The sequence below is a fragment of the Marinospirillum perlucidum genome (assembly GCF_003336805.1).
Lineage (GTDB): Bacteria > Pseudomonadota > Gammaproteobacteria > Pseudomonadales > Halomonadaceae > Marinospirillum > Marinospirillum perlucidum.
This window is the reverse complement of the sequence record NZ_QFWJ01000008.1, coordinates 131368-139649: the sequence shown is the minus strand read 5'-3', so window position 1 is coordinate 139649 and position 8282 is coordinate 131368. Positions and strand designations below refer to the sequence as shown.

At 53.2% G+C, this 8282-nt stretch carries 7 protein-coding genes, 1 pseudogene and 1 riboswitch; of the genes and pseudogenes, 3 read left to right on the top strand and 5 right to left on the bottom strand.

Annotated features, from left to right (window positions below):
- Positions 1-111: 111 nt before the first annotated feature.
- The 5 genes and pseudogenes from DFK18_RS11095 to DFK18_RS11075 all read right to left on the bottom strand — a co-directional run.
- Positions 112-681, bottom strand: a pseudogene (locus tag DFK18_RS11095) (cobyric acid synthase); the annotation flags it as partial.
- An 11-nt stretch (positions 682-692) separates the two neighbouring features.
- Positions 693-1709 carry a threonine-phosphate decarboxylase CobD gene (gene cobD, locus DFK18_RS11090; protein ID WP_245944370.1) on the bottom strand — a complete coding sequence of 339 codons (1017 nt, stop codon included), beginning with the start codon at positions 1707-1709 and terminating at the stop codon, positions 693-695.
- Positions 1703-2632, bottom strand: coding sequence for an adenosylcobinamide-phosphate synthase CbiB (cbiB, locus tag DFK18_RS11085; RefSeq protein WP_218563946.1), 930 nt, complete (start codon positions 2630-2632; stop codon positions 1703-1705). The genes cobD and cbiB overlap by 7 nt, the downstream gene beginning before the upstream one ends.
- A 23-nt stretch (positions 2633-2655) precedes the next feature.
- Entirely contained in the window at positions 2656-3261 is a 606-nt protein-coding gene (gene cobO, locus DFK18_RS11080) for a cob(I)yrinic acid a,c-diamide adenosyltransferase (protein ID WP_114418321.1), read from the bottom strand.
- A gap of 17 nt (positions 3262-3278) precedes the next feature.
- Positions 3279-5225 carry a TonB-dependent receptor gene (locus tag DFK18_RS11075; RefSeq protein WP_162299766.1) on the bottom strand — a complete coding sequence of 649 codons (1947 nt, stop codon included), beginning with the start codon at positions 5223-5225 and terminating at the stop codon, positions 3279-3281.
- Between the two features lie 130 nt (positions 5226-5355).
- A riboswitch (cobalamin riboswitch) is annotated at positions 5356-5591 on the bottom strand.
- A gap of 43 nt (positions 5592-5634) precedes the next feature.
- Here DFK18_RS11075 and DFK18_RS11070 point away from each other — a divergent pair.
- The 3 genes from DFK18_RS11070 to DFK18_RS11060 are packed head-to-tail and all read left to right on the top strand — an operon-like array spanning position 5635 to position 8281.
- Entirely contained in the window at positions 5635-6525 is an 891-nt protein-coding gene (locus DFK18_RS11070; protein ID WP_114418319.1) for a cobalamin-binding protein, read from the top strand.
- Complete coding sequence (locus DFK18_RS11065) at positions 6525-7502, top strand: FecCD family ABC transporter permease (RefSeq protein ID WP_114418318.1); 978 nt, start codon at positions 6525-6527, stop codon at positions 7500-7502. Before DFK18_RS11070 ends, DFK18_RS11065 begins: the two co-directional genes overlap by 1 nt.
- Positions 7499-8281, top strand: coding sequence for an ABC transporter ATP-binding protein (locus tag DFK18_RS11060; protein WP_114418317.1), 783 nt, complete (start codon positions 7499-7501; stop codon positions 8279-8281). The genes DFK18_RS11065 and DFK18_RS11060 overlap by 4 nt, the downstream gene beginning before the upstream one ends.
- Position 8282: the final 1 nt, after the last annotated feature.

Here is an 8282-nt window from a genome sequence, read left to right as displayed (position 1 = left end):
CATCACTCACACATCTTCATGCTGGGAGGAGAAAGCTATCGACTGAAAGAAAAGTTAACCAATTAACGCATCAGGTGGGTCAATTTTATTGGCCAAAGGTGGGTCAAAATAAATGGCCATTGACACCACTCTTTGGCGTTCACTCTCGGAAAGCAGTTCCAGGGTACCCACCAGATGCGCAAAAACCCCACCGCGATCAATATCGGCTATCAGGATAACCGGGCAATCCACGGCTTCGGCATAGCCCATGTTGGCAATATCGCCCTCGCGCAGATTGATTTCTGCCGGGGAACCAGCGCCTTCGACCAGAAGCACCTGATGTTTTTCTAACAAACGCTGGTGGCTAGTCAAAACAGCTTGCAGGGCGTGTTTTTTGTAATCCTGGTAGGTGGCGGCATCCTGATTATCCAGCACCTGTCCATGGATAATCACCTGCGCCTTGCGATCCGTGGAGGGTTTGAGCAGGACTGGATTCATATCCACGCTGGGTGGAATACCTGCAGCTTCTGCCTGTACCGCCTGGGCACGCCCGATTTCGCCGCCCTCGGCGGTCACGGCACTATTCAGGGCCATATTCTGGGGTTTAAAAGGTGCGACTGAATAACCACGCAACGACAAGGCCCTGGCCAAAGCGGTTACCAGAAAGCTTTTGCCCGCATCCGAGGTGGTCCCCTGCACCATCAAAACGCCCGTCATCTTCTAGTCCTCCATTCATTCAAAGCCGTTTCCAGACGTTGCCAGGCTTCCGGACTACCCGGCAGGCCCCAGCGCAGGCTAACCGTCTCAGCAAAAAAACGGACCAGCAAACCTCGCTCGGCCATAAATTCAGCCAGTTGCCCGGCCTCAGGTGTAGGGGTCCATTGAAACAAGGCAGTCCCTCCTGCTGGTGGCAGGCCAGCCTGGGTCAGGAGTTCACTCAACTGCTGGCTGGCCAGATGCAGGCGTACCCGGGTTACCTCCTGCCAATGCTGGTCTTGCAGCGCCAGCTTGCCCAGATAGCGGGCAGGATGAGAAACCGCCCAAGGGCCCAGGTGCTGAGCCATTTTTTGCAAAAGCCAGGGCCGGGCAAATACAAACCCCAAGCGCAGACCGGCCAAGCCAAAGAATTTACCCAGGGATCTCAACACCACCAGGCCTTCTGGCAGAGTCTCTTGTAAAAGACTTTGCTGCGGAGTGGCATCCATAAAGGCTTCATCCACGATCAAATAGCCGTCACGCTCTTGAAGAAGGCTTAACCAGCGATATAAATCCCGAGAGTCAAAAACAGCGCCCGTCGGGTTATTGGGGTGAACCAGCAACAAGACCCGAGTCGTTGGATTTTGCAGCAGCCAGTCATCTATCCTGTCAGCAGCCACCGGATGACAGAGATAGCCCGCTTGCTGCCAGGCTTGCCAATGTTCACGATAGGCTGGATCAAGAAGGGCAACACCGATTTTCGCCCGCTCTTGGTATGCAAACAAAAGCTGGGGCAACAGGGGAATAGCCGCCTGGCTACCCGGTAAAGCCAGTCCCTGGGTGGATTGATAATAAGCGGTCTGGGCGCTTTCCAGGCCGTCCTCTTGTTCCGGCAGACGTTGCCAAACATCAGCAGGAAGAGGCGGAACCGGCCAGTTCCAGGGGTTAATCCCCGTAGATAAATCCAGCCATTGGTCTTCAGGGCGTCCCCAAAGACGCGCAGCAGCCTTGAGTTGCCCGCCATGCTCTAGCACGCTAAAAGGCCTCCCAAGCCAATCAAGATCAGCCAAACAAATACCGCCTGCCATAAAAGCCGTAATCCAGCCTGCAGGCTGGAAGAAGATGGCGATGGATGCACAGCCAATCCCAAAAGTGGACGTATTTCAGTAACCCCCTGGTAGACCGCTGCCTCACCCAGGCGGGTTTGCAAAACCACAGCCCCGGCAGCCATCACAGCGCCTGCATTGCTGCTTTTCCATGTCCGACTAGCCTTCCAGGCTGCTTGAAGACTGGGCAGAAAATGACCACGGGGTAAACCGAGTAGACTATAACTCAAGGCAGTCAAGCGGGCCGGCAGCCAGTTAAGCAGATCATCAATTCGTGCGGCCGCCCAACCAAAATACAGGTATTCCGGGGTCCGATAGCCCCAAAGTGCATCCAGAGTATTGGCCAGACGGTAGAAAACAACGCCCGGCAATCCCAACAGCAGATACCAGAAGATAGCGCCAAAAATAGCATCATTGCCATTTTCCAACAGGGACTCCAAAGCTGCTCGGCGAACACCAGCCGCATCCAACTCGCTGGTATCCCGACTGACCAGATAACCCACCCGCTGGCGGGCCAGGGCTAGATTAGCTTGTTCCAATGCCTGATCAACAGACAGCAGGTGTTGATCCAGGCTTTTCCAGCCCAGGGCCAGATAAAGGCCGATTGCTTGCAACACTATTAACAACCAGCCACTGGTATCCCAGAAGTTGATACTGATTTGCAGGCCACCGGCAAGCAGTACCCAAGGCAGAATCGCGAGTAACCAAGCCAGTAAACCCGCTTTGCGTGAAGCCAAATAGCAACGCTTTTTGCACCAGGCGGCCCAGCGACCAAACCCGACCAGCGGGTGCCAGCGCCGGGGTTCTGCAAAAAAGCGATCCAGTAGCAGTGCCAGAACCAGCGGCAGCAAGAGGCTGATCAGGGGGGAAGCTATCAGAGTTCTACACCCTTTTGGGCTCGAATACCCGCTTGAAAGGCATGTTTGATTTCGCGATGCTCGGAGACGGTATCCGCCGCAGCCAACAATTCTTCACGTGCACCCCGACCAGTAATCACGACATGCTGCATGGGAGGACGGGCCTTGAGGGCATCCAGCACCTCCTGCATATCGATGTACTTGAACTTGAGGGCAATATTGAGTTCATCCAGAACCACCAGATCCGTTTTGGGATCTTCCAGAAGCGCCTTGGCCTGAGCCCAGCCCCGGGCTGCAGTGGCCTTGTCTTCTTCCAGATTCTGGGTCTCCCAGGTGTAGCCCTGGCCCATCACATGGTAGCTCACCTCGGGAAAGCGCCGAAAAAAGGCCTCCTCCCCGGTACTAAAGCTGCCCTTGATAAACTGCACGATACCCACCTGCATACCATGCCCCAGCGCACGAGCAGCCATACCAAAGGCAGCGGTACTCTTGCCCTTGCCATTACCAGTATGCACCACCAGCACCCCGGCATCCCGGTCGGCGCGAGCGATCTTGTCGTCCACGATTTCCTTGTGCTTTTCCATACGTTGCTTGTGACGCTGGGATTTTTCGTTGTCGGTCATGATTATCTCGATCAGTTTTAAAAATCAGCACGCAAGCCAACACGCCAAGAGCGGGTAAAATTCACTGGATAAATTGTATCATCACGAATCCAAAGACCATTGGACTGATCAAACAGATTATCAATCTGAACAAAAAGCTCCATCTGATCAAAACGATGGCGGTAACCAAGATTAGTCATGCGGTAGGCTTGCTGCTTCTGATCGAAGCTGTTGGCAAAATCATTAGCTGCCCAAGTCTCGCTTCGCCATATCTGTATCAGAGACAGTTCTGACCGATCATTGATTGCATAATCCAGTGCCATAGAAATACTATGTTCTGAAACGCCGGGAAGGTTTTTATTATTATATGCACCGCCACCTTTATTTTCCTCGTCAATGACAGCCCGTACCCACGCATAGTTCAAGTTACCACTAAGTTGCTCTGTTAGCTGCAACTGATCCTCCATCTCAAGACCATACTTGCTAGAGCTATCGATATTGGTGTTAATACTGGTCGACCAATCGCCCGAATTATAATAATAGATTTCATTTTCAAGATCAGAGTAAAAGGCTGTTATCTTCAATTCATTTATATCTGAAACATAGTTAAAACCTGCATTAAAGGTTCTTACTTTTGCGGGATCAATAAAACTATTGAAGCTACCACTGGAGAAAAAACGATCAATATCTGGTGCCTGAAAACTCTGATTCAGATTACTGAATACTGTCAGTGCAGAAGATAAGCGGTGATTAACCCCTAAATCCCATGCTGTCAGTGTGTGATCAGCATTTAGGGTTTGCCCACTTTGAGGACGATACTCGTAATCGACCTTTTCTTGTCTGAAGCCTGCAGCAAAGAAGGTATCCAGCCAGCGATATTGAGCTTGAAGATATAGCCCAGCATTATCCTTGGATGTTTCATTATTACTGCCTTCACGAACACCCTCAAAAGCTTGCCAGCCCAATACCAAATCCAGTCCACTTTGTTGATACTTTATTGCCAAGTCCGTGGATTGGTAATCGTACTCTGAACCCCAACCACTTGAATAAACTGATGACTTATCTTCAATAAAATGATCTACAGTCAAGGAAAGCCCATAATCCATATTCACCGAACCACCTACAGAGGTAACATGAGATTCAAGCACTTGGCCGTTATATGTCTTGCCAGCACTTTGAGCTGGATCATTTCGGTATTCAGCTAGTGTGAGGCTTTTGCCGTAGGTAGTTTCAATCCAGGATCGCGACTTGCCAAACCACAGTTCTACTTCATCAATGGGGAAGATTTTCAGTTGTGCCTGTAGATTGTCTGCATCAGCTTGATCTTTATCGCCATTAGCATCTTCTTCACGAAAGCCATCATGCCTATAATTCTCAGCGAGAACATTCAAAGAGAAATAATCTCGTACTAACCCAGCACTGACATTGGATGCCATCAAACCATGGCTACCTCCCGCTACAGATAAGTTAGCACCATCCTGCTGACGAGTCACAATATTGACTATACCCGCAGTCGCACCATCACCCTGCGCTACAGAACCACTACCTTTGACGATTTCAATGCGTTCAATACTCGATAATGGAACACTGCCAAGGAATTGTGGAACCATATCAACATTGTTCATTCGTCGACCATCAAAGGTCACCACGATGTTCTGATAACCATCACCAATGCCATAACCACGCATATCCAGCTTTTGCGCAAAGGGATTACCAAATGCTGGCATCACAGTTACAGAGGTGTGGCGATCCAAAAAATCATAAAGACTCGTGGCACCTGAACGCTCGATTTCTTGCCAACTATAAATTTCAGCAGCGTAGGGCACCTCAGTATCCAGTAGCTCCGTACGACTGGCGGTCACCACCAGGGGGTCCAGCCGCGAAGTGTCGGCCAGAAGTGAAGTCGAGGGGGTTACCAGAAAAACACCCAGAGCCGCTGCAGTCAGCACCGGGTTGTTTGAAGAAGTTGATCTCAAAGGGGTCATTGAACAGCATTCCTGCGTGCCACCCGCACGCATTTGGTCGGACAGTATCCGAAAAAATAAAAACACGGGCGGCAGACACCAAGCGTCTCTGTTTAGAGGTTCAATAACCTCGAGGTACTCTGGCCCACCGCCTTTCCTCGTCTTCGAGGCCGGTCTCCGGACTTGTCCGCGTCTGACCAGTGTCAGAGTACTTCCAGCCTTCCCCTACCCGAGGGTAAAGTGGCTGAAGGAAGCATCCTTTGCATGAAAGGCGCAAAACTTACCGTTGCGGGGGCAGTGCCGGACTTGTATAACTACGCACCGGCTTCCCGATTATCCCGCCTGGATTCTTCACCAGGATCGGGCACCTCGAAGGCGGCCAAGAATACACGTATACTCCCGTGCTTTCCAACCAAAACGACTGATTATCATGATTTTTTGCAAGCGTATCGGGGCTTTTTTTCTGTTTTTTATCTGCCTGGCTAACCACCAGGCCACAGCCAGCAGCCTGCAATTGACGGATGCGCTGGGCCGCGAAATCAGCCTGGAAAAGCCGGTGTCGCGAATTATCAGCCTGGCCCCCCACATTACCGAAAATCTTTATGCTGCGGGTGCCGGAAACCTGCTGGTGGGTGCCGTCAATTTCAGTGATTATCCTGCTGCAGCCCAGGAAATCCCGCGGGTGGGCGGCTACAATCAGCTCGACATCGAAGGCATTCTAGCGCTCCAGCCGGATCTGGTTATCGCCTGGCATTCGGGCAACCCCCTGCCTCAGGTGGAGCAACTGCAAGGCCTAGGCATTCCTGTCTATTATTCAGAACCCCGCACTTTTGCCGACATTGCCCGTAATTTACGTGATTTTAGCCAACTAACTGTACACCCGGAAGTGGGCGAAGAGGCCGCCAGAAAGTTTGAAGCCGGTATCGCTCAGCTGCGCGAAGACTTCTCCCAACGCCGCCCGGTGAGGGTTTTTTATCAGGTTTGGGAAGCCCCCTTGATGACCATCAATCATGAACACCTGATCCATCAGGCACTGGATGCCTGTGGTGGTGAAAACATCTTTGCCGAACTGGATAATCTGATTCCCCGCATCAGCCGTGAAGCGGTTCTCCAGGCAAACCCTGAAGCCATTATCGGTGGCGGTATGGGAGAAGACACCCCCGCCTGGGTAGACAACTGGCGGGTCTTTGACGAACTTCAAGCGGTCCAGAACAACCATTTGTATTTTATTCCCCCTTCCTTGCTGCAAAGAGCTACCCCTCGCCTTTTACAAGGCAGCCAGCTTCTTTGCAGCCAGCTTGAGCAAGTTCGGGAGTCCTGATGCTCGCCCAACACTGGCCACATTTGTTGCTACTCCTGCTGATTGCCCTGGTCAGCCTGATCACAGGCTTGCTTCTGGGGAGTGTCTCCCTACCGCCGGCTAGCGTACTAGCTGTTCTGACCGGCGAAGGCACCTCCCTGGAACAAACCCTGTTACTGGAATTGCGCCTGCCCCGGGTGGCTTCAGCCTTTGCCACGGGCGGCCTACTCGCCACGGCGGGTGCTTTGATGCAGATTCTCTTGCGTAATCCTCTGGCCGACCCCTATGTACTCGGGCTTTCCGGTGGTGCCGGAGTCGCAGCCCTCTTGGCCATGCTGGCTGGACTGGGTAGCCTGGGCATTTCCTCGGCCGCCTTTGCCGGGGCTTTGATATCTACACTGCTGGTTTTTGCTGTAGCCCGAGGCAGTGGTAGCTGGGCCCCCACACGACTGCTGCTGACCGGTGTAGTGCTGGCCGCTGGCTGGGGAGCCCTGATCAGTTTTATTTTAAGTACCAGCGACACCCATCAACTCCCCGGTATGCTCTACTGGCTCATGGGCGATCTTGCCCAGGCTGATCGTCCCCTGTTGCCCTGGCTGGTACTGCTTCTGGCTCTCGCTTTCCTGATGCCCTTGGGACGTACTCTCAACGTCCTGGCCCGAGGCAGTCTCCAGGCGGCTGCCCTGGGTGTTTCGGTAGTACGCATGGAGGGATTGATTTATGTTCTGGCCGCCTTGTTGACTGCTGTTGCTGTCACCGTGGCGGGTACTGTGGGGTTTGTGGGTTTACTGGTGCCCCATCTGGTGCGTTTGCTACTTGGCTATGACCAGCGTTTGCTGCTTCCCGCCAGCGCGCTTGGCGGCGGTTGCCTGCTGGTGCTGGCCGATACCCTGGCTCGCACCCTGATGGCTCCCGAGCAACTCCCGGTTGGGGTGATTACAGCCCTACTCGGGGTTCCTTTTTTCCTCCTTCTGCTCTACCGGAGCAAGCATCTATGAGCCCGCCCCTACTGGAGACCCGGGATTTACTGCTGGATATCCCCGGCCGCCCTACCAGCAGTCGCTGGAACTGGCAGATCCGGGCCGGTCAAAGCTGGGCCATTCTTGGCCCTAACGGGGCAGGCAAAACCACCCTGCTGATGACCCTGGCGGGTCTCAGAAAACCGCGTAGTGGTAGTCTGCAACTGGATGGACGGGCGCTGGAAAAACACTCATCCAGTGCTCGAGCCAGATACCTGGGTGTCCTTTTCCAACAGCACCAGGATGATTTTCCGGCCCGGGTTCTGGACACCGCGTTGATGGGACGCCATCCCTACTTGCGCAGCTGGCAAACCGAAAGCCGTGAAGACCAGGAGCTGGCTCGCCGGGCTCTACAACGTATGGATCTGGAAGACCTGCAAGAGCGTAATCTACAAACCCTGTCAGGAGGTGAGCGTCAGCGGCTGGCCCTGGCCACCCTGCTCACTCAGGACCCTCAACTCTTGCTGCTGGACGAGCCCACCAATCATCTGGATTTGCACCATCAAATGGCCGTTCTGGCGTTGGTTGAAGAAGAAGTCAGCCAGGGCAAATCAGCACTGATGACGCTGCATGATATCAATCTGGCTGTTCGCTTTTGTAGTCATCTCTTCCTGCTTTACCCGGATGGCCAGGCCTGCTGGGGCACCCGCGAAGAGATGCTGGAACTAAAAGCGCTGGAAAAACTTTACCAGCAGCCCCTAATGACGACCCAGGTGGAAGGTCAAACCCTTTTCTTTCCCCGTTCTGTAAGGAAATAAT